Genomic DNA, 24714 nt, shown 5'->3' with positions numbered 1-24714 from the left:
TGAGTAGCATTGGCGCGCTGCGGCACCCCCCCGATCGGTGCCGCCCGATCGGATGGCGAGGATTCCATGGCCACGAAGACCAAGGCGCAGAAGGCGGCCGAGGCCGCGATCGACGCGGCGGCGCTCGCCGCGAAGAGCGCCAAGAAGCTCAGCAAGACACTGCCCAAGAAGGACGGGCGCAAGCTCCGCGAACTCGCGGATGAGACGAAGGACGCCGCGCAGCCGTCGAAGAAGAGGCTCACGGCCAAGCCGCGCAAGGTGGAGAAGGTCGCCGTCGCGGCGACCGCGCGCCTCGAGAAGGCTGCTGCGAAGGTCGAAGCGAAGGCCGTCGCGAAGAACACGGTCGAGAAGAAGGCGGATGCGCGGACCGTATCCTCCTCCGCGAAGAAAGCGGATGCTGCGGCGGCGGATAAGGCGGAGAAGAAGCCGAACGCGGACAAGAAGGCGAAGCCGACGAAGAAGCCGACGAAGAAGAAGTCCGCTCCCAAGGCAGCCGCGTCGGCCGTGAACGCGGCACCTGTCGTATCCAGCACCACGGATCAGTCGCGCGAAACGGCCTCGACCGCGCAGGCCGCATCCGCCAAGACGGTTCCCGCGGAGGCTGCGGTGGCCGATATCGCACCGGAGAAGGCCTCGGCGGATGCAGATCTGACCACGGCTGCGAAGCGCCCGGCCCGGGCTGCAACGAAGACTGCACCGACCCGAACCGCTGCCACAGCATCCGCTCCCGCCCTCGAGACGCTCACGGTCGCCGCCCTCCGCGACCGCGGGCGGGAGGCGGGACACACCGGCTACTCCCGCCTCACCAAGGCGCAGCTGATCGCGCTCCTGTCCGACTGACGGCGAAGACACCAGAGAACGGCAGACAGACCGACAGTGGCAGACGTGCAGCAGGGATACGACCGCACCGCTCAGGTGCCGGATCCCCGGACGCTCATCGACATCCTCCGCGACACCGCGACGCGATTCCCCGACGCCTCGGCGATCGAAGACGCGGCGGGCGCGATCAGCTACGCCGAGCTGATCGCCCGCATCAATGTCACGGCCGCCCGGCTGCATGAGCAGGGTGTGCGGCGCGGCGACCGCGTCGGTGTGCGGATGCCGTCTGGTGAGCGCGCGCTGTACATCTCGATCCTGTCGATCCTCGCGGCCGGCGCCGCCTACGTCCCTGTCGACGCCGACGACCCGCAGGAGCGCGCCGACCTCGTCTTCGGCGAGGCGCAGGTGCGCGGTGTCATCGGCGCAGGCGGGGTGTTCACGGCCGCCGACGCCGGCAACGCGAGCCAGCTCTTCGCCGGCGACGCGCCGCACCCCAGCACCTCGGCTCTGCCGATCGTCGCGCCGCCGACGCCCGACGGCGACGCGTGGATCATCTTCACCTCGGGCTCGACGGGAACGCCGAAGGGCGTCGCCGTCTCGCATCGGTCGGCCGCGGCCTTCGTCGACGCCGAGGCGCGTCTGTTCCTGCAGGACGCCCCGCTCGGCCCCGGCGACCGCGTGCTCGCGGGCCTGTCGGTCGCGTTCGACGCCTCGTGCGAGGAGATGTGGCTCGCCTGGCGCCACGGCGCCTGCCTGGTGCCGGCCCCCAGAGCGCTCGTGCGTTCGGGAGAAGACCTCGGCCCCTGGCTGGTCGGCCACGGGATCACGGTGGTCTCCACTGTGCCGACGCTCGCCGCTCTCTGGCCGCAGGACACGGTCGAGAACGTGCGCCTGCTCATCTTCGGCGGCGAGTCCTGCCCGCCCGAGCTCGTCGCACGCCTGGTCGGCGAGGGCCGCGAGCTGTGGAACACCTACGGACCCACCGAGGCCACCGTCGTCGCCAGCGCCACCATCATGGACGGCGAAGGCCCGGTGCGCATCGGCCTGCCGCTGGACGGCTGGGCGCTCGCGGTGGTCGACGCGGAAGGGCTTCCAGTCGCCGATGGAGAAGCCGGTGAACTGATCATCGGGGGAGTGGGCCTCGCCCGCTACCTCGACCCGGCGAAGGACGCCGAGAAGTACGCACCCATGCCGACCCTCGGCTGGGAGCGCGCCTACCGCTCCGGCGACATGGTGCGCGCCGACCCCGAGGGCCTGATCTTCCAGGGCCGAGTCGACGATCAGGTCAAGATCGGCGGCCGGCGCATCGAGCTCGGCGAGGTCGAGGCCGCCTTGCAGGCCATCGACGACGTGACGGCCGCCGCGGTGGCGGTGCGCAGGACGGATGCCGGCATCGCCCTGCTCGTCGGCTACGTCGTCCCCGCGGACGGCTTCGATCGCCAGCGCGCTCGCGCACAGCTCGCCGAGGCCCTGCCCGCCCCGCTGATCCCGCTGCTCGCCGTCGTCGACGACCTGCCGGTGCGTACCTCGGGCAAGGTCGACAAGGCCGCCCTCCCCTGGCCGCTCACCGACACCGACGCGGGCGACTCCACTCTCTCAGGCACCGCGGCCTGGCTCGCCGAGCAGTGGTTCTCGGTGCTCGGCATGCGACCGACCGAGGAGAGCGCCGACTTCTTCCAGCTCGGCGGCGGCTCTCTCGCGGCGGCGCAGCTGGTCTCCCGCATCCGCACCCGCGCTCCCGAGTTCACGATGGCCGACGTCTACGACCTGCCGAAGCTGGCGCAGATGGCGGATGCCGTCAAGGCGGCCTCGGTCGACGAGGCCGCTCGGTCCTTCACCGCAGCAGCCCCCACACCCAAGCGGATGCAGTGGGTGCAGACCCTGCTCGGCATCCCCCTGTTCATCCTCTCCGGCGCCCGCTGGATCACCTGGCTGCTGGCGGCGAGCTGGCTGCTGCAGCTCGTGCCGGGCTTCGACTTCCTGCCCGACGCTCCCGTCTGGGCGATCATCACCGGTCTCATCGTGTTCGCGACCCCGTTCGGGCGCATGGCGCTCTCGGCCCTCGTGGCCCGGCTGCTGCTCGCAGGCGTGCGCGGGGGCGACTATCCGCGCGGCGGCTCGGTGCACCTGCGCCTCTGGCTCGCCGAACAGGTCTCGCATCAGGTCGACGCGGTCGGCCTCGCCGGCGCCCCCTGGGTGATCCACTACGCACGCGCCCTCGGCGCGCGCATCGGCAAGGGCGTCGACCTGCATTCGCTCCCGCCCGTCACGGGCATGCTGCACATCGGCGACGGCGCCGCGATCGAGCCCGAGGTCGACCTCGCCGGATACTGGATCGACGGCGACACCGTGCGCATCGGCGAGATCCGCATCGGCGCCGACGCGACGGTGGGCGCCCGCAGCACTCTCGCGCCGGGTACGAAGATCGGCCGAGGTGCGGAGATCGCACCGGGCTCCGCGGTGTTCGGGCGGGTGCGCGCGCGGCAGCGCTGGGCGGGCTCGCCCGCCGTGCGCGTGGGCGGCAAGAGCGTGCCGTTCGCCCCTGAAGCGCCGCCGAAGCGCGATCGATGGCTGTGGGCGTACGGCGCCTCCTCCACGCTGCTCGGGCTGCTGCCGTTCGTCGCCTTCGCCGCCGGCGTGCTCGTGCTCGCCGCCGGCATCCGCGGGGCCGGCTCGCTGAACGAGGCGATCGGGGCCTTTGCGGCGTGGCTCGTGCCGGCCGTGCTCGTCACCGGTCTCGTGTTCGCCGCGGCCGTCGTGCTGTTCGTGCGGCTGCTCGCGATCGGACTGACCGAGGGCGCGCATCCGGTCCACGGCCGCGTCGCATGGCAGGCGTGGACGACCGAGCGCCTGCTGGATTCCGCCCGCACGCTGCTCTTCCCGATCTACTCGAGCCTGTTCACCCCGATCTGGCTGCGGATGCTGGGCGCGAAGGTCGGGCGCGAGGTCGAGGCGTCGACCGTGCTGCTGATCCCCCGCATGACCGTGATCGACGACGGGGCGTTCCTCGCCGATGACACCATGGTCGGAACCTACGAGCTTCGCGGCGGCTGGATGCGCCTGGCCACCGCGCGCATCGGCAAGAGGGCGTTCCTCGGGAACTCCGGGCTCGCCGCGGCAGGGCACCGGGTGCCGAAGGACGGCCTGATCGCCGTGCTCTCGGTCGCGCCCGAGAAGTCCAAGCCCGGCTCGTCCTGGCTGGGTTCGCCCGCGGTGCGCCTGCGCCGTGTGGTGAACGACTCCGATCTCGAGCGCACCTATCGTCCACGGCAGTCGCTGCGCTGGGCCCGAGGTCTGTGGGAGCTCGGACGCATCCTGCCGGTGTTCGTGACCTGCGCGCTCGGACTCGCCGTCTTGCTGACGCTGGCATGGCTCACCGAGACCTGGGGTCTCGGCGTCGCGATCCTGCTGTCCGGCGGAGTGATGCTCGCCGCGGGAGCCGTCGCCGCCGCCGTCACCACGGCGGCAAAGTGGATCTTCGTCGGGCCGATCCGTGCGGGGGAGCATCCGCTCTGGTCGAGCTTCGTGTGGCGCACCGAGGTCGCCGACACGTTCACCGAGATGGTCGCCGCCCCCTGGTTCGCGAACGCGGCCGCGGGTACTCCGGCTCTCGTGGTGTGGCTGCGCAGTCTCGGCGCGAAGATCGGCCACGGCGTCTGGACCGACAGCTACTGGCTCCCCGAGCCCGACCTCGTCCGCCTCGGAGACGGCGCCACGGTGAACCGCGGATGTGTGGTTCAGACGCATCTGTTCCATGATCGTGTGATGAGCATCGACACGGTCACCCTCGAATCGGGCGCCACACTGGGCCCGCACTCGGTCGTGCTGCCCGCCGCGACCATCGCGGCCGACGCCACGGTGGGCCCTGCATCCCTCGTGATGCGGGGCGAGACCGTCCCCGCGGGCAGCCGCTGGAGCGGCAACCCGATCGGACCGTGGCGGGCCGTCACCGTGCGCGCCTACCAGGCTGAAGGCGCATGAACGTCGATCCGTACACTCCGCACGCGGGCGACGCGCGCATCCGCGTCGAGCACTACGACCTCGACCTCGACTACAAGCTCTCGACCAACCGGCTGACGGCCACGGCGGTGATCGACGTGCGCGTCGCGCAGGAGACGGCGGCCTTCGGTCTCGACCTCGTCGGCCTGCGCGCGAAGAAGGTGCGCGTGGAGGGCATCCCCAAGGCGGGGTTCAGTCAGACCGACCGCAAGCTGAAGATCTCGCTCGGAGCCCCGGTCGAGGCGGGCACGGTGCTGCAGGTCTCGATCGACTACGCCGGCGCTCCGAAGCCGCGCCGCACCCGCTGGGGGGCGCTCGGCTGGGAGGAGCTCGAGGATGGACTGCTCATCGCCTCGCAGCCGACGGGCGCTCCCACCTGGTTCCCCTGCAACGACGTTCCCTACGACAAGGCGACGTACCGGTTGCGGGTGGTGACCGACCCCGGCTACGCGGTCGTGGGCTCGGTGCCCGCCGCGCGGTCGACGTCGAAGGGCCGTGCGGTGTGGGACTTCGACATCGCGGTGCCGACGGCGACGTACCTGATGACTCTGCAGATCGGCCAGTACGCGCAGGAGCGGATGCCGCTGGGCACTGTCTCAGGCCGGTTGTTCTTCCCGCGGGCGCTGACCGCGCGGGTGCACGCCGACCTCGAGGACCTCGCGCGGATGATGACCGTGTTCGAGGAGGCGTTCGGACCGTATCCGTTCGCCGAGTACACGGTCGTCGTCACCCCTGACGAGCTCGAGATCCCGCTCGAGGCGCTGGCATCGGCGATCTTCGGCGCGAATCACATCGACGGCGAGCACGGGCTCGAGCGGCTGATCGCGCACGAGCTCGCGCACCAGTGGTTCGGCAACAGCGTGGGCGTCGCGCGCTGGCAGGACATCTGGCTGAACGAGGGCTTCGCCTGCTACGCCGAGTGGATCTGGTCGGAGGCGTCGGGGGGCCCGACGGCCCACGCGAAGGCGCTCGCGCATCACGCGCGCCTCGCGGATCTCGACCAGGACGTCGTGCTCGCCGATCCTGGCGCCGACGCCATGTTCGACGATCGTGTCTACAAGCGCGGCGCGCTGACACTGCACGCGCTGCGGCTCACGGTCGGGGATCAGACGTTCTTCGAGATCCTGCGCTCGTGGACATCGTCGCGCGCCCACGCGACCGCGACGACGGCCGACTTCGTGGAGCTGGCGACGCGGGCGGGAGGCGCCGAGCTGGACGCGCTGCTCTCGCGGTGGCTCGACGATCCCGCGCTGCCGCCGCTTCCGGCGGGGCCTGCAAATGTGGAGGCGGCTCCGCTCACCGGTCCGATCCTCGGCCTCGGCGGCTCGGCCGGACTGGATCGATCGCGACGCTGATCACATAGCCGGAGGGCGCCTCGATCTCGGCGACCTCGATCGGCGAACGTCCGGCGATGCGTGCGAGAGAGCCCTCGAAGCGGATGTCCGCCGGGGCGATGCGCAGCCCCCGGCCGTCGGCCTTGACGACGGCCTCGATCATGGTCCACTCGCGAAGCGTGGGCGGCTCGCGCGGAGCGAAGAGGGCCGCGAGCTCGGTCAGCGGGGCAGACCCTCGATCGGCTTCGATGTCGATGCCGACGGATGCCGCGGCATCCGCCCGTGCGATCGCTCCGGCCGTGAGGTCGCCCGCATGGCTGAGGCTGAGCACCGTCGTCCCCGAGGAGGTGCGCAGCGGGCCGTGGGCTGCGGATCCGCACCGCGGACATTCGTGCGTGACCGCATCGCCAGGGCTGCCGGCATCGCGCAGCAGCCGGTCCAGAACAGTGCGCCGAGCATCCGTCCCGCTCGCCCACGCGATGTGCACGAGGCCGCTCCAGGCGGTCGCGGCGTGGCTGGCGGGCATGCGAGAAGCCTACGGGGACGGCGGGGGCGGGAAGCGAGAAGCGAGATACCGCGGACCGTCCGGCCTCCTGCTCGCCGCATCAGCTCCTGCTTGCAGCGTGACATCCGCATTGCTGCCTGAGAACCGTGGTCTCCAGGTGGGTGTCACGCCTGAATCCCCACCTAACGCGGGAATCCGGGTCTCACGCAAAGCCAGGCGAACTCGCCTGCGCGGCGCGGGGCCGATCCCCGGTACCGTGAAGGCATGCAGCAGGCACTTCGCACGTTCGGGCGCGTCCTGGGCGGCCACTGGCCGGCCCTGATGGCCTGGTATCTCGCGGGCGAGGTCGTGCATCGCCTCGTGCTGCAACTCGCCGGAACGGTCGGCGGCCACACGACCCTGGGCGGACTGCTCATCCTTCCGATCGCCGTCGCCGCGCGCATGGTGTCGTACGTCGCGATGTACCTGACCGTCCGCCCGTCGCTGCCGCACGCGGCAGCATCCGATCCGATCGACCGGCGCGATTTCGCGCATGCCGTGCTCGTCTCGATCCTGCCGTTCTTCGCCTTCTACGAGGCATGGGGGATGCTGGATGCCGACCGCGACGCGTTCTTCCGCATCGCCAGCGACGTGGCGTTCGAGCAGACCGGCTACGGCCAGGAGGCGCTCGGCGATCGCGGCGGCATGATCGGCGTCGGCGCGCTCCCGGTCGCGGTCCTGGTGATCGCTCTCGCGCTCCGCATCGTGCTCGCCCGATTCGATGATCGCCTCTCGATGAGCCTGCGCGCGCTCGCCGCGTACGCGGAGGTGCTCTGGACATTCATGCTCTTCACCCTCGTCGGCCAATGGTGGGCAGGCGTGCGCGAATGGCTGGCTCACCGCGCAGGGGCAGACTGGCTGCGCGACATCGGCGACTGGTTCGCCGTGCACATCCCTCCGGTCGCCGGCATCTGGGAGGGCGGGTCCTGGGCCATCGGCATCGTGATCGCCGTGCTCATCGTGCCGGCCGGCTGGCTGGCCATCGTCGGCGTGATCTACGGCACCACCTTCGACGTGCAGTCCCGTCTCAGCGGCTGGAGCGACCGGGCCCTGCGGGGAACGGCGCGGTCACTCGCGCGCACCCTCGTGGTGCGCCTCGAGGGGCTGTGGGCCGCAGCCGCGGTGATCTGGCGCGGCGGGCCGGCGCTGTTCGGCGCGACAGCGCTCGTGTACGCGTTGTGGATGCTGCTCGATCGGGTGGGCGCGCGCGCGGTGCTGCAGCTGATCGGCGGGCAGGATGAGGCGTTCTGGGAGGCCTGGCTGCCGGTGATCCTCGTCGCGATCGCCGCAGTCGCCGAGCCACTGAGGGTCGCGCTGCTCGCGACGGGCTACGACGCGGTGATCGCACGCCCTGAGGCAGGACTGGATGCCGGATCAGGGCTCGACGAGGAAGCGGGTGACGACATCGTCCTCGCCGGCGATGTCGAGATAGAACGGGCCGGCGGCATCGTCGGGGACGGCGAACACCGAGATGATGTCGTAGGGCGCTGACTCCTCCAGGCAGTACGACTCGCCCTCCTCGTACGGCACATCCACCAGGTCGCCCGCGTCGAGCCAGGTGCGCGAGCCATGCACCTCGGTGAGCGTGACCTGCCCGCACATCGTGGAATCGGGCCCGCCGGATGCCGTGAGCCGGACGCTCACGATGCGGGCGCCGTTCGGGGCCGGGAACTCGTCCCAGCGCGCGCTCTCGAGCGTGAGCTCCTGCCCGGCGACCTCAGCCGTGCCATCGACGGCTTCGGTGATCGTGACGCTCTCGGCCTCTGCGACAGGGCCTATGTCGAGCCACAGGTACACGCCCGCCACGGCGATGGCGCTGAACATCAGGGCGGTCAGGGCGACGCGCTGCCTGCGCAGCCAGCTCACGGCGCCTCGCCCGTCGTCGGTTCGACGATGTCTATCGTGGACTCTCGCCCGGCATCCGTGAGATCGAGGGGCACCACGATCACGTCGTCGAGGTGGGGAGTGCTGTACGGCATTGACACCCGCAGCTCCGCCTCGCCCGCGGTCACGTCGGCTGGGAGCTCGAAGGCGACCATACCGCTCGTCTGGATGCCGACGCGAAGATCGTCGCCGACGATCGACGTCGCAGGTCGCTCGCTGGCGACGAATTCGCGGCCGTCGACCACGAGCTTCACGAGCCGCAGCGCAGCGTCGACCTCGCTCTGCCGCGCCGCCGCGGACAGGGAGACGACGAGCCAGTTGCCGTCGGCCTCCCAGTCGTCGTCCTCCACGGTGACCCGGTCGGTGAACGTCGCGTCCTCGACCACGACGGTCAGGTTCCGCGACGTGACGGGGTGACCGGCGGTGCCGTGCGTGAGGAAGGGGCCGTCCTGCGCGTCGGCGTCGGGCGTGATGACTGCGACGACTCCGGCCGTCACCACGAGAGCGGTCCCCGCGAGCCAGGTGAGCGCCCGCCTCATCCGCGGACCTCCAGGCCGATCCGCGCGACCTGTTCGCCCTGCGCCCAGGTGACGACGTCGGATGACAGGATGATCTGCCCCGTGTGCACCTCGGCTTCATGGACTTCGAGTGCGATGCCGGAGTCGAGGTCGCTCGAATCGACTCGCCATGCGACGGTGACCTCGGCGGGCACACCGGGTTGCAGCAGGGGAGCGGCGGCGGACGTGATGTCGTGCCACGCCCTCGTTCCTCGCTGGTCGGACACGCCGGAGAGCTCGAGCAGCGGAGTGGTGGTGCCCACCAGCCGCGAGGAGATCCGGTCCGAGGTGGTGCCGACGCCGATCGTGGCGTCGCTGAGGTTCTCGAGCCTCATCGTCACGAGCAGCAGCGTCTCGCCGGGGTCGGCCTCCAAGAACTGCTCCTCCACGGCATCGGTCACCTCGACGTCGAGCACGGTGACGGCATAAGTGGGCGTCCGCACTTCTTCCCCGATCGCGACGTCCGCGGGCACGTGCCGCGCGGTCGCGAAGGCGCCGGCCGAGATGAGCGCGGCGCTGCCCAGCGCGAGCACCCCGATCGTGATCCAGGCGGGGATCGCGCGGCGTGAGATCGCCGAGCGGATGCCGTGCACGGCGCCTCCGCGCACCCGCCTCAGCGGTCCCCTCACCTCGATCACCCGCCCAGCCTATTGGGGAGCGTCGAGGCTGCGCGATCGAAACCGCCGAGGTGCGTCCTGCGGCGCGCCCGTAGGATCGACCTGTGACCGAACACACGCCCCCGCTCGGCCTGCTTCTCGATGTCGACGGCCCCATCGCCAGTCCCGTGACCCGCTCGATCGCGATTCCCGAGATCGCGACAGATCTGGCGGAGCTTGCGAACCTCGGCATCCCGATCGCGTTCAACACGGGGCGCTCTGACGCGTTCCTCCGCGAGCAGGTGATCCCGCCGCTTCTCGCCGCGGGCCTCGAGGAGGGCGTTCACGTATGGGGCATCTGCGAGAAGGGCGCGGTGCGGATGCGCATCACCGCCGGCGGTGCGCAGCAGGTCACGGTCGATGACGACCTGCGGATGCCGCCGGCCTTCGGCCGAGAGGTGGAGCGGATCGTCCGCGAAGACTTCTCTGATCTCGTCTTCTTCGACGACACGAAGCGCGCGATGGTCTCGGTCGAGCAGCTCACGGATGTCGAGAGCGGCGACTTCCTCGACCGCCAGCCCGCGCTCAACCAGGCGATCGCCGCGGCGCTGAAGGAGCAGGGCCTGGGCTACGAGTGGGGCGACGAGCGTGTGCCCGATGCGGAGGGGAGGGTCGCGTATCGGATCGATCCGACCATCATCTCCACCGACATCGAGTCGAACCGCGTGGGCAAGGACCTCGGGGCGAGCCTGATGCTCTCCTTCCTCGCCGCCGAGGGTGCGCGGCTGCCTCGAACCTGGCGCACGATGGGCGACTCCCGTACCGACTACGCCATGGCCGACTGGCTGCATGAGAACGGCCACGACGTCGTGCACGTCGATGTGCGCCCGTCAGACGGCGTGCCGGCCACGCCCTACCCCGTGCGTCATCACTCCTCGCTCATCCATGACGAGGCAGGGGCGGTGTACCTGCGCCGATGGGTCGAGATCGCGCGCGGTGCGGCGGACGGAGACGGCGATCTCGGCTGATCGACCGCTGAGAGTTGCCAGCCCGAGCCCCGCGGGTTACAGTTCGGGTGTGTCCCTGACGTGTCGTTGTTGTCGCTGAGCGCTCCGCTCACCATCGACTGACCCATCCGACACCCGCGCGCGCCTCGAGACGCGCGCCCCTGAAGATCAGGAAGAACCTCCGTGCGCTACGCCCAGCACATCGCCGAACTCGTCGGCCACACGCCCCTCGTCCGCCTGAACGCCGTCACCGCCGGCATCCGTCCCGCGGTCCTCGCGAAGGTCGAGTACTTCAACCCCGGCAGCTCGGCCAAGGACCGCATCGCCGGCGCGATCATCGACGCCGCCGAGCGGGAGGGACTCCTGAAGCCGGGCGGAACCATCGTCGAGGCGACCAGCGGCAACACCGGAGTCGGACTCGCCCTCGTGGCGCTGCAGCGCGGCTACCGCATGGTGTTCGTCGTGCCCGACAAGTTCGCAGGGGCCAAGGTCGCGACTCTGCGCGGCTACGGCGCCGAGGTCGTCGTCACCCCGACCAGCGTCGACCCGACCGATCCGCGGTCGTACTACAGCGTCGCCGCGCGGCTCGCCGCAGAGATCCCCGGGGCGTTCAACCCGAACCAGTTCGCGAATCAGAACGGCCCGCTCGGCCACTTCCAGACGACCGGACCGGAGATCTGGGCCGACACCGACGGGCGCGTGACGCACTTCGTCGCGGGCATCGGCACCGGCGGGACGATCAGCGGCACCGGGCGGTATCTCAAGCAGGTCAGCGACGGGCTCGTGCGAGTGATCGGCGCCGACCCCGAGGGTTCGATCTACTCCGGCGGACCCATCCACGGCTATCACGTCGAGGGCGTCGGCGAGGACTTCATGCCGCCGACTTTCGATCCGTCGGTGGTCGACGGCTACGAGCGGATCTCGGATGCCGAGTCGTTCGCGATGACCCGTCGCCTCGCCGCGGAGGAGGGGCTGTTCGTCGGAGGATCCAGCGGCATGGCCGTCGTGGCGGCGCTGCGCACCGCGGCCGCGCTCACCGAGGACGACGTGGTGGTCGTGCTGCTGCCCGACCACGGACGCGGCTATCTCGACAAGCTCTACGACGACGAGTGGCTGGACGAGCGCGGGTACGAGGTTCCCGTGCGGCCCGTCGATCCTGCGGTGGCCGAGGTGCGCGCGTTCCTCGAGGCTCAGCAGGTCTCGAAGGCGTAGCCCTCGTCGTCGGGCGTGAGCAGCTCGCGGTCGCGCAGGACCATGGATGCCGGTGAATCCGGGTCAGCGCACATCTCGGCGAACGTCCGCGGCAGCTCGTCGACGTACTCGATGTCGATGACGTGCGCGCCGTAGACCTCGATGTACACCGGGCACTCCTGGTAGGCCGCGCACTCCTCGGTCACCGCGAAGTCGAAGCCCGCCTGGGCATGCAGTGCGGCGGCATCCTCCGCGGCGTTCTTCTGACCGGCCGCGAGGCCCGCGCCATGCGCGATCTCGACCAGCCGCGTGGCCAGGTCGAGATTGTCGTCGAGTGAGAGGGCTCCCTCGGAGCGGGTGTAGGAGTCCAGGTTGTCGAACTCGACGGCGTCGAAGCCGGCATCCGCACATCCGATGATCCACGGCTCGATCGTCGCGGCGATGCGGTCGCGTCGATCGCCGGTCGAGGTGTCGAGGAGCGCCTCATCGGGCCAGTCGGGATCGAACAACGGGTCGCCGTCACGGTGCAGCAGCACATCGTCGGGCCAGGATTCGAGTTCCCCTGGCTGCGTCTGAAAGCCGTTCACGTAGCAGATCGAGTACACGCCCTCGGCGGGCTCGGCGGCGCGGTCCCGGCCGACGACGCCCACGACCTCAGCCGGAGGATAGGCGCCGCCGAGCTGGTAGTCGGGGGCGGACCCGGGCGGAGGCAGTGCGATCTCGACCCCATCCGCGGCGCATCCGCCGAGCCCTGCTGCAAGGGCCAGGGCGAGGGCGAGGGCGAGGGCGAGTGCCAGGCCGCGCTTCAGCTCCCGGCCCCGTACAGCTCGCCGATCTCCTTGGATCCCATTCCCTGCGAGTAGGTCGGATGCTGCGGCCAGCCGGCCGGCGACTCCTCCCACTCCTCCTGGCGCCCGTAGGGGAGCAGATCGGCGAGAGCCTGCAGATGGCTGAGACGCTCCGTGCCCCGCCCGTTCGAATGCCACGTGCGGTAGACGGTGTCACCGTCGCGGAGGAACACGTTGAGCGCGAACCCGGCGTTCGGGGGCGCACCGACGTCGGCGCCGAAGCTGCTGTCTGCGCTCGAGAACCACTGCATCCTGTTGCCGACGCGATCACGGTAGGCGAGCAGCTCGTCGATCGGGCCGTTGCTGACGATCACGAACTTCGCGTCGTAGTAGCGCTCGAGGAAGTCGAGACGCGTGAACTGCGAGGTGAAGCCGGTGCACCCGGGGCACTGCCACTCGTTGCCGTCGGACCACATGTGGTTGTAGACGATCAGCTGCGAGCGGCCGTCGAAGATCTCGGCCAGGCGCACAGGGCCGTCCTCGCCCACCAGGGTGTAGTCGGGCAGCTCGACCATCGGCAGTCGCCGGCGCTGCGCCGCGATCGCATCGAGCTCTCGGGTGGCGGCCTTCTCCCGCGCGCGCAGCGCGTCGAGCTCACGCTGCCAGGTGGCGGCATCGACGATGGGCGGCAGGGGAGTCGTGCTCACAGTGGACCTCCGTTGGTGATGGGCGACGGCTTCCTCAGTCTGCGCCGGGTCGGCGACGGGGTCAACGGTCCGCGGCATCCGCCTCCTCGGCAGGATTGCGGCGGATGCCGATCCACGACACGACTCCGCCGAGCACGAGCAGCGCGGCCGTCACGACGGCCGCGCTGTGGAAGCCGGCGAGGTTGAGCGTGCCACCGACGATCGTGGAGATCATCGCGACCACGAGCAGGCCGGCGACGCGGGCGACGGCATTGTTGACGGCCGAGGCGATGCCCGAATGCGCCTCGTCGATCGCTCCGAGGATCGCGGCAGTCAGAGGTGCGACGGTGAGCGACAGACCGAGACCCATCACGATCATGGCCGGCAGCACCTGCCACCAGTAGTCGAAGTCCTCGGAGACGAACAGAAGCATCACCGCGCCGACCGCCATGATGAGGGGACCTGCGGTCATGAACAGCCGAGGACCGAATCGGCCGGCCCAGGCGCCCGCGCGCGAGCTGACGAGGATCATCAGGATCGTCATCGGAAGGCTCGCGAGCCCTGCCGCAGTGGCGGGCAGCCCCGCGCCCTGCTGCAGATACACGCCGATCACGAACCCGTTCAGCGACAGCGCGGCGTAGACGAACAGCGTCGCGAGGTTGCCCCACGCGAAGTCCCGCACGCGGAACAGCGACATCGGCAGCAGCGGCGAGGTCGAGCTCTTCTGGCGCCAGAGGAACGCGCCGAACAGCACGACTCCGACCGTGCCGGGGACCCAGATGACGGGCGATCCCCAGCCGCGCAGCGGCTGCTCGATCAGCGCGAAGACCACGGCTCCCAGACCCAGGGCGCACAGCGCGCCGCTCCACCAGTCGACGCGCCGGCCGCTCGGATGCTCCGGCAGCTTCAGGCGGGAGAGCAGCACGAGGTTCACCGCGATCGGGATCACGTTGATGAGGAACACGAACCGCCACGACAGGAAGTCGACGAACAGCCCGCCCAGCAGGGGTCCCACGAGCTGGGCAGCCGTCGTGAACGCCGTCCACACCCCGATCGCCCGGGACTGCACATCGGCGCGCATGGTCGCGGTGATGAGCGCGAGCGAACTGGGAACGAGCAGGGCGCCGGCGGCGCCCTGCAGTGCCCGGGCGATGATCAGCACGAGCGGATCGGGCGCGGCGGCCACGGCGAGCGATGCGACGCCGAAGGCGATCAGGCCTATGCGCATGACGAGCACGCGCCCGTAGGCGTCGGACACCGTGCCGGCGAGCAGGATCAGCGCGCTCAGCGTGATGAGGTACGCGTCGACCACCCATTGCTGCGTCGTGATGCCGCCGCCCAGCTCGCGGCTGATCGCGGGAAGGGCCACGTTCACGACCGTGCCGTCGAGGAACGTCACGAACGAGGCGAGGACCGCGATCGCGATCACGAGCCGCTGCAGAGGAGCGAAGGAAGCCACGGTCCGAACACTACCGCCGAGAGCGGACACCGGGGGCGGATGCCGGTCAGTCGCCCGTCATGCCGGAGAGATACAGATCGCGCAGTCCATCGACGCCGTCTCGTACGTACGCGCGCTCCTGACGCTCTGCCCCGGTGCCGTCGACGCGGATGCGCTCGAGGTGGGCGGTCACGAACTCTTCGTCGCCCTGCTCGGCGAGCACGGGGCGGGCGTGGGCGATCATGGCCGCAGCCGCCTCCCACAGCGGCGCCGCCTCGCCCGTGGTGGGATCGATCACGCGCGCGTGCGTTCCCCGTCTGGCCGCGGTCCACATGGACGCATCGATCGCGTCGGGATCGGAGGGGCCGACGGTGTCGGGCGCATCCGAGAGGATCAGGGCGCGCGAGAGCGCGGCGGCGAAGAGGCTGTCATCGGGCGTCAGCTGCGCGTCGAACACCCTGACCTCTACCGTGGGGAAGCGTCGCGAGAGCCGAGCCGCCCAGGCGATCGAGGCCGCGTCGCCGATCGCGCCGAGGGCGACGAGACGGTCGACCCGCTCGGTGTAGTCGTCGAAGTCGTGAAATGCGGGAGGGCACCACGAGGAGGGCAGCCGGCGGATCAGGATGCTGCGCCAGCTGGCGAATCCGGAGTTCCGGCCGTGCGCGTAGGGGCCGTTGCCGGTGAGGGCGAGCAGCGTCGGAAGCCACTCGCGCACGCGGTTGAGAGCACGCACGCGCTCCTCATCGTCTGGCACCTCCACATGCACGTGCAGGCCGTTGACCTCGTGGTCTCTCGTGATCGCGGCAAGCTGATCGGCGACCTCGTCGTAGTGCGTCGACGGGGAGACCACGAACTCGCCGGGTGCGATGAAAGGCGTCGCCGAGGGTGCCGCGAGTGCACCCTCACCCGCCGCGTGAGCGGCGAGCAGGGCGCGCATCCGGCGCAGCTGCTCGGCGGCATCCGCCCGGTTCTGCACAGGGGCGGTCGCGCATTCGAGCTGGCAGGTCAGATACTCCGGCATCACCTCGCCGCCGCCGAGGCGCCCCGTGATGCGTTCGCGCGCTCCGTGATCCATGCCGATCGGTGCGAGCGTCTCGCGATCGAGGACGACGAACTCCTCCTCGATGCCGAAGCGCGCGGACATCGGGACCTAGTGATCCCGCAGGTCGGAGATCAGCTCCGACTTGCGCTTGCCGCTGTAGCCATGAAGGCCCAGCTCCTTCGCGCGCTTCCTGAGCTCGTCGACGGTCCAATCCTCGTAGTCGCCGTGCTCGCCCCCGCGACGGCCGACCGCGCTGCGCCCGTCCCGGGCCGCGGCGTTCGAGATGCGAGCAGCCTTCTCCTTGGATGCGCCGTCGTCGCGCAGCTCTTCGTACAGCTCCGGATCCTTCAGCGAGCTGTTCCTGCGTCCTGGCATCGGAATCTCCTCTCCGGTCCTGTGCTCGGGGTCCGCGTCCGGCAGGGCGGTCTCCCGGAGGAGCGCCCTGCCGATGCGGGGGACTTACTTGTCGAAAGCGTCCCTGACGTTGTCGCCGGCCTTCTGCGCGGCGTCCTTCACGTCTTCGCCCGCCTGCTTGGCGGCGGCCTTCGCCTGGTCGAGACGGCCTTCGTTCTCGAGGCTCTCGTTGTCGGTGGCCTTGCCCACGCCTTCCTTGACCTTGCCGCCCATCTTCTCGGCAGCGTTCTTCATGTCGTCTCCGACGCCCATGGTGTGCTCCTTTCGCGAAGCGATCAGTGGAAACGCCACTGTCGCATGCGAGTCGCGTCAGCACGACGGGATTGACATCCGCCGTGGCATCCGTCTAGGAGACCGACCGCGGGTCAGTCCGTGAGCGTGATGATGCCCGAGGGTGCACCGAGAGCCGCGACCGTGAGGTCGGCGGCGCGATCGAGGTGCACACGCGGCTCGGCGGGGATCTCGGTCTCCCAATAGGTGCCGGGGCCATAGAACTGCCCGTATCGCAGGACCACGCCGCCGTACTCGAGGATCCCGGCCTCGAGCGTCGCGACGCCGCGCGCGCCGACCTCGTCGGACATGGTCCATGCGACGCTCTGCGCCAGCAGGGCGGGGCGGCCGGCGGCCCGGGCTGCGGCGATGAGATTGGCCGTTCCCTCGATCCGGATGCGGGCGTTCGCCGCTCGTCGAGCGGGGAGGTCGGCCGCGGAGTCGGGGAGATCCGTCAGCTCGTGGAGGATGACATCCGGAGCGATCCGGGTCACCGCCTCCACGATCCCTGCGCGGTCGAAGGCATCGCACACGACGGGGATTCCTCCGAGCTCCTCGACGAGCGCAGCCTTGTCGGTCGAGCGGGTCAGTGCGTGCACCTCGTGCCCTTTCTCGACGAGGAGCGGCAGAAGTCGGCGGCCGAGCACTCCGGTGGCACCGGCGAGGAATACGCGCATGCCCAGATTGTATTCAGATAGCCGAATCGCCCGTCGACGCATCACGCGGCGAGGACTACTCTGGCGTCAAGCGGGCGGTCCCGCCCGCGGACCCGAGACGGAGAGCGGTGTGCGATGGACTCGATGATGATGGGCGCCATGTCCGAGAACATGATGTCGATGCCCGACATGGCGGCGATGGACATGTCTGTCATGCAGGCGTGCATGGATGCGTGCTCGGCCTGCGAACAGGCCTGCACCGTCTGTTCGACGCAGATGATGGACTGCGCCCCGGCGTGCATGAACTGCGCGGACATGGCAGGCACCATGATGCGCTCGATGATGCGGATGCAGGGCATGACCCCGGCGTCGATGATGTCGATGCTCGATGCCTGCATCGCGATGTGCCAGACCTGCATGGACATGTGCATGATGCACGCGGATGACAGCGACGTGTGCCGGATGTGCGCTCAGTCGTGCCAGGCGTGCATGGACGCGTGCATGGCCATGAAGGACATGATGATGGCAGGCGCCTGACCCTCCGTCGCGCTCAGCGGCCCGGGTGGTCAGACCGTCGCGACGTTGAACTGCGTGCGCCCGACCGCCAGCACCCCATAGCGCACGTGCAGCGCGACCGGGGTGCCCGCTGCTGCTTCGAGTGCGGCGCCTGTGGCGTTCCACAGCGCGTGCGCGTCTCCCTCGAGCGTGCGCACGACGAGCTCGCCGGTGACGGCATCCGCTCGTTCCACGATCGCGTCGACCCATTCCGACGGCGTCGCCGAGGCGAGCCGCGCCTGGATCAGATGCAGGCCGTGACCCGAGGCGAACGACGAGCAGACGGCCCCGTGCGCGCACATGCACGCCGAACGCTCACGCACCTGAGAGGGCGGAAGGTGGTTCAGCGGCGTGGACACGGTGTCTCCTGACGGTCGAGGTGTTCCACACAGAGTAGGTCGGCTCGAGCCGAGGGCGAAGGGCGGCCGACACGCAGTGAAACAAAGGGGTGTAAGATCGCCGGGTGTTGATTTCGAGGAGCGCCGATCAGGCGCGGAACGGAGCCGCAGGCGCGTTGAGCGCCGCGGGCAGAGGCTGAGGACCAGCCGGAGGCGGAACCCCCGTCGCCGGTGCTGAGACGTACCCACCTCCACCCTTCACACGAAAGCACTCATCACTCATGCGTCCCCTCGACGAGCGCACCATCCGCGCGTCCTTCATCAACGCCTCTCGCAAAGAGATCGCAGACCTGAGCCTTCCCGCCGGCTTCGCCGACATCGACTTCGACAAGCTCGACTACCTCGGCTGGGTCGACCCGAAGCTGCCTCGCCGCGCGTACGTCGTCGCCTGGCGCGACGACGAGCCCGTCGGCGTCTTCCTGCAGCGCGCCGAGCAGCGGCTCGCCGCCAGGGCCCAGTGCTCGTGGTGCGAAGACGTGACGCTGCGCAACGACGTGCAGATGTTCGTCGCCCGCAAGGCGGGCCCTGCCGGCCGCAAGGGCGACACGGTCGGCACTCTGGTGTGCGCCGAGTTCGGCTGCTCCCGCAACGTGCGGATGCTGCCGCCGCTGGCGTACCAGGGCTACGACCGGGAGCTCGCGAGAGATCTGCGCATCCTGCGCCTGCAGGAGCATGTCCTCGGGTTCCTGTCCGAGGTCAGCGGGTAGCGGCCTCGACCCGCTCCCACGCGGGGGCCTCGTGCTGGGCCGCCAACCGCGCGAACGCGTGGAAGCTCGATGCTCCCGGCCAGTCGGCCGGGAGCATCGACGGCGGCAGCCCCGGGTCGGTGTAGGGCAGCACGCGCCAGCGGTCGATCAGGTGGACGTACGCCGCGAACGATTCGGAGGGCAGCGTGGAGAGCGACGCCTGGAAGACCTCGTGCGCCGAGCGGAGCGCCGCCAGGTCCCACCACTGCGCGGCAGCCTCGACGAGCGAGGTCGCCGGTGCCGGCGCTGCGGCGGAGAACAGGGTCGCCCAGGCTCGCGCATCCAGGTCGTGGAGGATCTGCTCCACCTCGCCCTCGAGATGGCCGGGGCAGATCCACAGGGCGGATGACACGGTTCCCGCCCCGATGAACTGCAGGCGCTTGCGCAGCTGATGCCGCACGCTCCTGGCGCTCTCCGGAATCGAGAAGGAGACGAGGCACCAGCTGTCGGCATCCGTCATCTGCCGCATCTCGAAGATGCGCCGATCGCCGCGCTCGAGCATGGTCACGGCGGCAGGATTCAGGCGGTAGCCGGGAACGTCGTCGCGCTCGGCGAGCAGCAGGCCCTTCTGCTTGAGCCGGGTGATGCCGGTGCGCGCCTGCGCCTCGGGAATGCCCAGCGATCCTGCGAGCGAGACCAGCGCGGACGCAGAGATCCAGCCGCCGAGCCGGCGCAGATACAGGCCGACGAAGGTGCGCAGGAGTGAGGCGGTGCTGCCGGGCCGCGCATCGATGTCGTCGATGATCGGGGTCATAGGCGCGTCAGCGCGTCGCGCACGGCGAGCACGCCGGTGACGGCCTCGACGTGCGAGGTGCTGAGCGGGGAGAGGCCGAGGCGGATGCCGTCGGGGAACCGGAAGTCGGGGATCACGCCCTCGCCCCACAGTCGCTGGGTGACGGCGCGGAAATCGGGATGGCCGATCGTGACGTGTCCGCCGCGACGTTCGGCGTCGCGCGGGCTCAGCAGGCGCACGCCGAGAGGGGCGAGCGCCTCGTCGACGGCCTGCACGGCGAGATCGGTGAGGGTCTTCGACTTCGCGCGGATGCCGTCGATCGTCGCCTGCTCGATGCGATCGAGCATCCCCTGCATGGGCAGCATCCCCAGTACCGGCGGGGTGCCGCTGATGAACTGACGGATCGTGGCGTCGGGGGAGTACGCCGGTCCCATCGCGAAGACGTCGGCCGCTCCCATCCACCCCTGGATCGGCTGTCGCAGCACTCCGTGGTGGGCGCTGCGCACGTACGCGAACGCGGGCGCACCCGGTCCGCCGTTCAGATACTTGTAGGTGCAGCCGACGGCGAGGTCGACGCCCCACTCGTCGAGCTGCATCGGGATGACGCCCGCGGAGTGGCAGAGATCCCACAGCATCAGCGCGCCGGCCTCGTGCACCTGCGCCGTGATGCCCTTCATGTCGGCGAGGGCGCCCGAGCGGTAGTCGACGTGGCTGAGCACGACCAGTGCCGTGCGCTCGGTGACGGCATCCGCGATGTCCTCGGCTCGCACGCCGTGCACGGGGTCGGCGGTGATCCATCGGATGGTCATCCCCGTCTCGGCCGCGACTCCCTCGGCGACGAAGCGGTCGGTGGGGAAGTTGCCCTGCTCGATCACGATCTCGGAGCGGGCCTTCGAGGTGGGTCCCTGAGCCCGTCGAAGGGCGGCACGCATGAGCTTGTACAGCAGCACGGTGGTCGAGTCGGCGACGACGGTCTGCCCGGGTGCGGCGCCGAGGCACGCGGCCCCGATGCGGTCGCCGAGTGCCGTGGGCAGCTCCATCCACTGCTCGTCCCAGGAGCGGATCAGCCGGGTGCCCCAGTCGTCGCGCACGAAGTCTGCGATCCTCTCCCCGGTGTCGCGCAGGGGGCGGCCGAGGGAGTTGCCGTCGAGGTAGGCGATGACTCCGGGCATCTCGGCGAAGGCGTCGAGGTGATGGCGGAGCGGGTCGGCGGCATCGAGAGCGCGGGCGGTGTCGAGCAGTTCGGTCATGTCACACCTCGAGGATCTGTGCGTGCAGGGGGTCGGCGTCGCCCTCGGGGAGGAGGAGCTGGACGGATGCGGGGTCGGACGGGTCGACAGGGTGGAGGGCCTGCAGCAGAGCGGCGCCGTCGACGCCGGCTTCGCGCAGGGCGTCGATCTCGCGCGGGTTCAGGTCGACCGGTGTGGGGCCGTTGCCCATGTCGGTGCCGTACAGCACGGCGCCGCCGGCCGCGTGGAAGCGGCGGACGTTGTCGATCGCTCGTGCGCGATCGGCATCGTCGTGGATCGCGAGGGTGGAGATCCACGACACGGATGCCGCCTGCTCGGCGATCTCCTCCTCCGTGAGGCGCTCGGTGAACGGGGCATGCGCGAGGGTCGCGGCGCCGAGGCGCGCTGCGCGCTGAGCCTGCCCCGGACCTTCTGCGTGCGCGACGACCGGCAGACCGCGTGCGCCGGCGAGCTCGACGATCGTGCGGAACACGGCGTCGGCGAAGACGGGGCCGGCGGTGCTGTTGCTCGCCACCTTGATACGGGTCGCGCCGGCATCCGCCATCTCTGCGACGGCCGTCGCCGCATCCGCCTCGTCTGCGATCTCGCGGAACGATCCGGTCGGAGCCCAGGAGCGATCGGAGGGGTAGCCGCCGGGAGGCGTGAGGAAGGCGCCGGCGAACTCGACGGATGCTCTGCGGAGCTCGCCGCGTGTCGCCTGTGTCGCTGGCGCTCGCTCGCTCAACGACCGGGTGGTGTGTTCCCGGACCGAATCCCGGTCGTCGAGCGAGCCGTGGGTGCCCTCCCGGTCGTTGAGCGAGCCGTGGGTGCCCTCCCGGTCGTTGAGCGAGCGAAGCGAGACGAAACGCGGTGATCCCGCATACGAGGTGAGCACCTCGGGGTTCCCGCCCAGATCGATGACTCGTCCGAGCCGCGATCCCGCCAGCGACGCGTGGTCGACGAGCTGCAGGTGCACGTGGTGGTCGGTGAACCCGCCGATGATCGCGCCGTCCGCGTGCGGAAGGGACTGCATCAGCTGCCGATCTCGGTGCGCACGGTGTAGAGCTCGGGGAAGAACGTGAGCTCGAGAGCGCGCTGCAGGAATCCCGCGCCGCTCGATCCGCCGGTTCCGACCTTCATCCCGATCGTGCGGGTCACGGTCTTCAGATGCCGGAACCGCCAGAACTGGAAGTTGTCCTCCAGGTCCACGAGGTCTTCGCACGCCTCGTAGAGGTCCCAGTGCTGCTGGGGGTTCAGGTAGATCTCGCGGATCGCCGGCACGAGGGCCGGCGTCTCGCGGTACGGCAGCCGCACGTCGCGCTCGAGGATCTCAGCGGGCACCGGCAGGCCGCGGCGCGAGGCGTAGCGCAGGAACTCGTCATACAGGGTCGGCTTCTCCCACTCGGCGGTGAGCAGCGCGAGGTTCTCCGGATGGTCGCGGAAGACGCCGAGCATCCTCTCGTTCTTGTTGCCGAGCGCGAACTCGACGGCCCGGTACTGCACGGACTGGAAACCGGACGAGTTTCCGAGAGCGCCGCGGAACTGCGCGTACTCGGTGGGAGTCAGGGTCGCCAGCACCGACCACTGCTGGGTCATCACGTCCTGGATCTTCTTGACGCGGGCGACGCGCTTCAGCGCCTCGCGGAGGTCGTCGCTCGCGAGCAGACGGCGGGCCGACGACAGCTCGTGCAGCAGCTGCTTGAGCCAGAGCTCGGTGGTCTGATGCTGGATGATGAACAGCATCTCGTCGTGGTGCTCGGGGGAGCTGACCGGATGCTGCGCCGTGAGCAGCTGGTCGAGGGCCAGGTACGACCCGTAGGTCATGCGGCCCGTCAGATCGGTGACGATGCCGTCTTCCAGGGCGCGCTCGTTCTCAGTGCTCATGCCCTGAACATATCACTTTCGCGCCGAGCGTCACAGGAGTGAAATGTCACGCTCGCCGAAACCCCCTCTTATCGCCGAGACCCCCACATATGGACGTGAATACGTGGGGGTTTCGGCAGCAAGTGGGGGTCTCGGTGTCGATCGGGGTGGGGCGGTCGACGAGTCAGAGGCGCGGGGTGCGGGGCGGGGGAGTGCGGCGGGAGCCGGGCGCGCCTGCCGCCTCGAACGCCGCGGCCAGCGCCAGCAGCCTCGAGTCGTCATAGGCGCGGCCGGCGAACGTGAGCCCGATCGGCATGCCGATGTCCCTCATGAGGCCCATCGGCACCGTCACGGTGGGCACGCCGAGGTGGCGCACGATCAGGTTGCCGTTGGCGATCCACGTGCCGTTGCGCCAGCCGAGGTCGGCGGAGGCCTCGACCCTGTCCATGTCGGCGGGACCCACGTCCGCGACGGCGGGGAAGACGACCGCATCCAGTCCGAGCGAGTCCATCCACTCCTCGAGGTCGAGGCGGCGCGTCTCCTCGAGCCCGCGCAGGCCGTCGGGGAGTTCGGGCATGTCCAGGAACCCGACGCCCGGGTTTGCGCGCACCCAGCCGGGGTACTCGGCGATGTCGTCGTCGAAGCCCGTGTAGCGGTCGGGCAGCGCGCCCTCCGGGTGCGGGAAGATCGTGTCGCCGTCGACGTCGGCGAGTGTCGAGAGGTTCGGGTCGCCGTTCGCCTGCAGGAAGTCCTCCCAGCCCCACGCTGAGAGGTCCACGATCTCGCGGCGCAGGTATTCGGGCGACGCGAGTCCGCGCGTCGCGATGGTCGCTGCTCCCGGCCGGTCGCCCTCGTAGTTCGACACCACGGGGAAGTCGACCTCGATCACCGTGGCGCCCGCGGCCTCGAGGTCACGGCGGGCCGACTCCCAGCGCTCGATGACGGAGGCGCGGGTCTCGATGCGCTGCCCGGTCGGTCCGCCGATGCCCGGCTTCTCGGCCGTGCCGGCATCCGGATCGGCATTGATGTACATGCGCGGGATGCCGATGCGCGCGCCCTGCAGCGTCGCCGTCCCGGCGAGAGCCGGATAGGACGCGGGGCGCACCTCGGATGCCGAGGGCAGCGCCACCCACGGCTGGGAGCGCCAGAAGTCGCCGCGGGTGTCGGCGTCGTCGGCGACGATCACGTCGAGCACCTCGAGCAGGTCGGCCATGCTGCGGGTGTGCGGCACCACGACGTCCATCGTGGGGACGAGCGGCCAGTTGCCGCGCGTCGAGATCACGCCCCGGGAGGGCGTGTATGCGCACAGCGCGTTGTTGGTCGCGGGGCCTCGGCCGCTCGACCAGGTCTCCTCACCCATGCCGAACGCCGCGAAGCTCGCCGCCGTCGCGGTGCCCGAGCCGTTCGACGAGCCGGAGGCGAAGGGCGCGGTGAGGAAGTCGGCGCTGTACGGGCTCTCCGCGCGTCCGTACACCCCGCGCTGCATGCCGCCGTTCGCCATGGGCGGCATGTTCGTCAGCCCCAGGCAGATCGCCCCGCCTGCGCGCAGCCGCTCGATCGCGAACGCGTCGCGCTGGGCGACGAGATCCTTGAAGGCGGGACTGCCGGATGCGGCGGTGAGACCCTTCACCAGATAGCTGTCCTTCGCGGTGTACGGGATGCCGTCGAGCGGACCGAGCGTCTCGCCGGCGGCGCGACGGGCGTCAGACGCCTCGGCCTCGCGGCGCGCGTCCGGGTTGTGGACCACCACGGCGTTCAGGGCTGTCTCGGTGTCGGGGGCGTCGTAGGCGGCGATGCGGGCGCGGTAGGCCTCGACAAGCTCGACAGAGGTCGTCGCGCCGGATTCGAGCGCCTGGCGCAGGTCGGCGATGGATGCTTCGTAGACGTCGAACATGAGTGAAGTCCTTCGTTGGTCACGCGTTTCGTCTCGTCGCTTCGCTCCTCGCGGGGCGATCCGAGCGGCGG

General features: G+C 70.2%; 25 protein-coding genes. 8 read left to right on the top strand and 17 right to left on the bottom strand.

What is annotated here, in order from left to right:
- The first annotated feature begins 66 nt into the window (after positions 1-66).
- From RS84_RS18580 to RS84_RS03470, 3 genes are read left to right on the top strand one after another with little or no spacing between them, the layout of a single operon-like run.
- A complete protein-coding gene (locus RS84_RS18580; protein WP_052676192.1) occupies positions 67-840 on the top strand; it encodes a hypothetical protein in 774 nt (257 codons plus the stop codon).
- A 36-nt stretch (positions 841-876) separates the two neighbouring features.
- Positions 877-4800 carry a Pls/PosA family non-ribosomal peptide synthetase gene (locus RS84_RS03475; protein WP_045256353.1) on the top strand — a complete coding sequence of 1308 codons (3924 nt, stop codon included), beginning with the start codon at positions 877-879 and terminating at the stop codon, positions 4798-4800.
- Complete coding sequence (locus RS84_RS03470) at positions 4797-6173, top strand: M1 family metallopeptidase (protein ID WP_082062012.1); 1377 nt, start codon at positions 4797-4799, stop codon at positions 6171-6173. Before RS84_RS03475 ends, RS84_RS03470 begins: the two co-directional genes overlap by 4 nt.
- Here RS84_RS03470 and RS84_RS18575 read toward each other — a convergent pair.
- Entirely contained in the window at positions 6115-6678 is a 564-nt protein-coding gene (locus RS84_RS18575; RefSeq protein WP_052676191.1) for a hypothetical protein, read from the bottom strand. The two genes, RS84_RS03470 and RS84_RS18575, sit on opposite strands and share 59 nt — an antisense overlap.
- A gap of 243 nt (positions 6679-6921) precedes the next feature.
- Here RS84_RS18575 and RS84_RS03455 point away from each other — a divergent pair, with 243 nt between their 5' ends.
- On the top strand, positions 6922-8187 hold the full coding sequence (locus RS84_RS03455; protein ID WP_045256352.1) for a hypothetical protein: 1266 nt from the start codon (positions 6922-6924) through the stop codon (positions 8185-8187).
- On the opposite strand, the gene RS84_RS19100 is transcribed toward RS84_RS03455, so the two are convergent.
- The 3 genes from RS84_RS19100 to RS84_RS03445 are packed head-to-tail and all read right to left on the bottom strand — an operon-like array spanning position 8071 to position 9775.
- Positions 8071-8562 (bottom strand): hypothetical protein, encoded by a 492-nt coding sequence (locus tag RS84_RS19100; RefSeq protein WP_152641738.1) that lies wholly within the window; start codon positions 8560-8562, stop codon positions 8071-8073. The two genes, RS84_RS03455 and RS84_RS19100, sit on opposite strands and share 117 nt — an antisense overlap.
- Complete coding sequence (locus RS84_RS03450; RefSeq protein WP_045256351.1) at positions 8559-9119, bottom strand: hypothetical protein; 561 nt, start codon at positions 9117-9119, stop codon at positions 8559-8561. The genes RS84_RS19100 and RS84_RS03450 overlap by 4 nt, the downstream gene beginning before the upstream one ends.
- Positions 9116-9775 (bottom strand): hypothetical protein, encoded by a 660-nt coding sequence (locus RS84_RS03445; protein WP_152641737.1) that lies wholly within the window; start codon positions 9773-9775, stop codon positions 9116-9118. The genes RS84_RS03450 and RS84_RS03445 overlap by 4 nt, the downstream gene beginning before the upstream one ends.
- An 83-nt stretch (positions 9776-9858) precedes the next feature.
- On the opposite strand from RS84_RS03445, the gene RS84_RS03440 reads away from it, so the two are divergent.
- The gene (locus tag RS84_RS03440; protein WP_045256349.1) at positions 9859-10761 is read left to right on the top strand and encodes a hypothetical protein; all 903 of its coding nucleotides are present in this window, start codon (positions 9859-9861) and stop codon (positions 10759-10761) included.
- A gap of 162 nt (positions 10762-10923) precedes the next feature.
- Complete coding sequence (locus tag RS84_RS03435) at positions 10924-11952, top strand: PLP-dependent cysteine synthase family protein (protein WP_045256348.1); 1029 nt, start codon at positions 10924-10926, stop codon at positions 11950-11952.
- On the opposite strand, the gene RS84_RS03430 is transcribed toward RS84_RS03435, so the two are convergent.
- From RS84_RS03430 to RS84_RS03400, 7 genes are all read right to left on the bottom strand, one after another.
- On the bottom strand, positions 11931-12728 hold the full coding sequence (locus tag RS84_RS03430) for an endo alpha-1,4 polygalactosaminidase (protein WP_082062020.1): 798 nt from the start codon (positions 12726-12728) through the stop codon (positions 11931-11933). The two genes, RS84_RS03435 and RS84_RS03430, sit on opposite strands and share 22 nt — an antisense overlap.
- Positions 12729-12736: 8 nt before the next feature.
- A complete protein-coding gene (locus RS84_RS03425; protein WP_045256347.1) occupies positions 12737-13426 on the bottom strand; it encodes a DUF899 domain-containing protein in 690 nt (229 codons plus the stop codon).
- Positions 13427-13487: 61 nt separating this feature from the next.
- Complete coding sequence (locus tag RS84_RS03420; RefSeq protein ID WP_045256346.1) at positions 13488-14864, bottom strand: MFS transporter; 1377 nt, start codon at positions 14862-14864, stop codon at positions 13488-13490.
- A 46-nt stretch (positions 14865-14910) separates the two neighbouring features.
- Positions 14911-15987, bottom strand: coding sequence for a YbdK family carboxylate-amine ligase (locus RS84_RS03415; RefSeq protein ID WP_045256345.1), 1077 nt, complete (start codon positions 15985-15987; stop codon positions 14911-14913).
- Between the two features lie 6 nt (positions 15988-15993).
- Entirely contained in the window at positions 15994-16260 is a 267-nt protein-coding gene (locus RS84_RS03410) for a Rho termination factor N-terminal domain-containing protein (protein WP_045256344.1), read from the bottom strand.
- A gap of 84 nt (positions 16261-16344) precedes the next feature.
- The gene (locus tag RS84_RS03405) at positions 16345-16551 is read right to left on the bottom strand and encodes a CsbD family protein (protein WP_045256343.1); all 207 of its coding nucleotides are present in this window, start codon (positions 16549-16551) and stop codon (positions 16345-16347) included.
- A gap of 113 nt (positions 16552-16664) precedes the next feature.
- A complete protein-coding gene (locus RS84_RS03400; RefSeq protein WP_045256342.1) occupies positions 16665-17246 on the bottom strand; it encodes an NAD-dependent epimerase/dehydratase family protein in 582 nt (193 codons plus the stop codon).
- A gap of 138 nt (positions 17247-17384) precedes the next feature.
- Here RS84_RS03400 and RS84_RS03395 point away from each other — a divergent pair, with 138 nt between their 5' ends.
- On the top strand, positions 17385-17762 hold the full coding sequence (locus RS84_RS03395) for a hypothetical protein (RefSeq protein ID WP_235281373.1): 378 nt from the start codon (positions 17385-17387) through the stop codon (positions 17760-17762).
- Positions 17763-17791: 29 nt separating this feature from the next.
- Here the strand turns inward: RS84_RS03395 and RS84_RS03390 are convergent, their stop codons facing one another.
- Positions 17792-18139, bottom strand: coding sequence for a hypothetical protein (locus tag RS84_RS03390; RefSeq protein WP_045256340.1), 348 nt, complete (start codon positions 18137-18139; stop codon positions 17792-17794).
- Between the two features lie 260 nt (positions 18140-18399).
- Between RS84_RS03390 and RS84_RS03385 the strand changes: the two genes are divergently transcribed.
- A complete protein-coding gene (locus RS84_RS03385; RefSeq protein WP_045256339.1) occupies positions 18400-18885 on the top strand; it encodes an FBP domain-containing protein in 486 nt (161 codons plus the stop codon).
- On the opposite strand, the gene RS84_RS03380 is transcribed toward RS84_RS03385, so the two are convergent.
- From RS84_RS03380 to RS84_RS03360, 5 genes are all read right to left on the bottom strand, one after another.
- The gene (locus RS84_RS03380; RefSeq protein ID WP_045256338.1) at positions 18875-19678 is read right to left on the bottom strand and encodes a PaaX family transcriptional regulator C-terminal domain-containing protein; all 804 of its coding nucleotides are present in this window, start codon (positions 19676-19678) and stop codon (positions 18875-18877) included. The genes RS84_RS03385 and RS84_RS03380 overlap by 11 nt on opposite strands.
- Entirely contained in the window at positions 19675-20907 is a 1233-nt protein-coding gene (locus RS84_RS03375) for a kynureninase (protein ID WP_045256337.1), read from the bottom strand. The genes RS84_RS03380 and RS84_RS03375 overlap by 4 nt, the downstream gene beginning before the upstream one ends.
- Before the next feature lies 1 nt (position 20908).
- Entirely contained in the window at positions 20909-21919 is a 1011-nt protein-coding gene (locus RS84_RS03370; RefSeq protein WP_045256336.1) for an amidohydrolase family protein, read from the bottom strand.
- Entirely contained in the window at positions 21919-22770 is an 852-nt protein-coding gene (locus tag RS84_RS03365; RefSeq protein WP_045256335.1) for a tryptophan 2,3-dioxygenase, read from the bottom strand. Before RS84_RS03365 ends, RS84_RS03370 begins: the two co-directional genes overlap by 1 nt.
- Before the next feature lie 163 nt (positions 22771-22933).
- On the bottom strand, positions 22934-24643 hold the full coding sequence (locus tag RS84_RS03360; protein WP_045256334.1) for an amidase: 1710 nt from the start codon (positions 24641-24643) through the stop codon (positions 22934-22936).
- Between the last annotated feature and the right edge of the window lie 71 nt (positions 24644-24714).

This window comes from Microbacterium hydrocarbonoxydans (assembly GCF_000956475.1).
In the GTDB taxonomy this organism is placed as follows: Bacteria; Actinomycetota; Actinomycetes; order Actinomycetales; family Microbacteriaceae; genus Microbacterium; species Microbacterium hydrocarbonoxydans_A.
This window is presented reverse-complemented; position numbering and strand designations above follow the sequence as displayed.

Bases quoted from the DNA above. Each gene is read 5' to 3' on its own strand.
- RS84_RS18580 (WP_052676192.1), top strand. From the start codon at position 67: ATGGCCACGAAGACCAAGGCGCAGAAGGCGGCCGAGGCCGCGATCGAC.
- RS84_RS03470 (WP_082062012.1), top strand. From the start codon at position 4,797: ATGAACGTCGATCCGTACACTCCGCACGCGGGCGACGCGCGCATCCGC.
- RS84_RS18575 (WP_052676191.1), bottom strand. From the start codon at position 6,678: ATGCCCGCCAGCCACGCCGCGACCGCCTGGAGCGGCCTCGTGCACATC.
- RS84_RS03455 (WP_045256352.1), top strand. From the start codon at position 6,922: ATGCAGCAGGCACTTCGCACGTTCGGGCGCGTCCTGGGCGGCCACTGG.
- RS84_RS03450 (WP_045256351.1), bottom strand. From the start codon at position 9,119: ATGAGGCGGGCGCTCACCTGGCTCGCGGGGACCGCTCTCGTGGTGACG.
- RS84_RS03415 (WP_045256345.1), bottom strand. From the start codon at position 15,987: ATGTCCGCGCGCTTCGGCATCGAGGAGGAGTTCGTCGTCCTCGATCGC.
- RS84_RS03410 (WP_045256344.1), bottom strand. From the start codon at position 16,260: ATGCCAGGACGCAGGAACAGCTCGCTGAAGGATCCGGAGCTGTACGAA.
- RS84_RS03405 (WP_045256343.1), bottom strand. From the start codon at position 16,551: ATGGGCGTCGGAGACGACATGAAGAACGCTGCCGAGAAGATGGGCGGC.
- RS84_RS03400 (WP_045256342.1), bottom strand. From the start codon at position 17,246: ATGCGCGTATTCCTCGCCGGTGCCACCGGAGTGCTCGGCCGCCGACTT.
- RS84_RS03395 (WP_235281373.1), top strand. From the start codon at position 17,385: ATGTCCGAGAACATGATGTCGATGCCCGACATGGCGGCGATGGACATG.
- RS84_RS03385 (WP_045256339.1), top strand. From the start codon at position 18,400: ATGCGTCCCCTCGACGAGCGCACCATCCGCGCGTCCTTCATCAACGCC.
- RS84_RS03380 (WP_045256338.1), bottom strand. From the start codon at position 19,678: ATGACCCCGATCATCGACGACATCGATGCGCGGCCCGGCAGCACCGCC.
- RS84_RS03375 (WP_045256337.1), bottom strand. From the start codon at position 20,907: ATGACCGAACTGCTCGACACCGCCCGCGCTCTCGATGCCGCCGACCCG.
- RS84_RS03370 (WP_045256336.1), bottom strand. From the start codon at position 21,919: ATGCAGTCCCTTCCGCACGCGGACGGCGCGATCATCGGCGGGTTCACC.
- RS84_RS03365 (WP_045256335.1), bottom strand. From the start codon at position 22,770: ATGAGCACTGAGAACGAGCGCGCCCTGGAAGACGGCATCGTCACCGAT.
- RS84_RS03360 (WP_045256334.1), bottom strand. From the start codon at position 24,643: ATGTTCGACGTCTACGAAGCATCCATCGCCGACCTGCGCCAGGCGCTC.